The sequence below is a fragment of the Escherichia sp. WS3063 genome (assembly GCF_046486595.1).
Lineage (GTDB): Bacteria > Pseudomonadota > Gammaproteobacteria > Enterobacterales > Enterobacteriaceae > Escherichia > Escherichia coli.
Genome location: NZ_JBJQKY010000077.1, coordinates 1 through 841 on the forward strand (window position 1 = coordinate 1; position 841 = coordinate 841).

General features: G+C 50.3%; 1 protein-coding gene and 1 tRNA gene. Both read right to left on the bottom strand.

Features of this window, described 5'->3' with window-relative positions; translation table 11 throughout:
- A partial coding sequence (locus ACJHYW_RS25245) for a tyrosine-type recombinase/integrase (protein ID WP_217753773.1) occupies positions 1 to 575 on the bottom strand: 575 nt, incomplete at its 3' end.
- 166 nt (positions 576 to 741) lie between these two features.
- Positions 742 to 817, bottom strand: a tRNA-Asn gene (locus tag ACJHYW_RS25250).
- Positions 818 to 841: the final 24 nt, after the last annotated feature.

Genomic DNA, 841 nt, shown 5'->3' on the forward strand with positions numbered 1-841 from the left:
TCACCGTCCAGATACAGCGCCGGGTTCGCTTTGAGCAGTTTCTTTTTCATCGCGTAGTGCATGATATCGGTGACGTAGTTTTTCAGCCGCGCGGTGATTTCCAGAAAGCCTTTACTCTCTACCTTGCGCAACGTGAATAACAAATCCTCCGTTTCGATCTCCTCGATAAGGCGATCCCCGATATCCGGGAAAACGTACATTTCCAGCCTGCGCATAACCGTTTTCGCGTAATGCTCAGACCAGCGTTTATGCTCGCTATGCCAGTTGATGGCGATCTGGCTGAACGTCTGCCCGTTTTTCCTCTTCTGTTTCTCGGTTTGCTTCACCGCAGCCGGATCGACGCCTGCATGAATGTTATTGCGTGCTGTTTCGCGCAGGCGGCGAGCCTGCAACAGGGAGATCTCCGGGTAGGGGCCAAAGGCCAGTTTCTTCTCTTTGCCGTCGATGCGGTACTTCATATACCAGAGTTTTGAGCCGTTAGGTTTGATCAACAGGTACAGTCCAGAACTGTCCGTCATTTTGAAGGGTTTGTCAGAGGGTTTAGTCTTGCGAATAGCGGTGTCTGTTAATGCCATAGCGTGGGGGCTCCGTTTGCTCACCGAACCGTGAGGCCCCTGATTAGGCCCCTAAAAACTATGGATGTCAAGAAACCCAGCAGCCTCTTGCGAGACAACCGGGTAAAGATAAGTTCTTGTTTTTTAACTATCCTGAGACTTATAGAGATGTCTCAAGACTAAAATTTGGCTCCTCTGACTGGACTCGAACCAGTGACATACGGATTAACAGTCCGCCGTTCTACCGACTGAACTACAGAGGAATCGTGTGAACGGGGCGCATATTA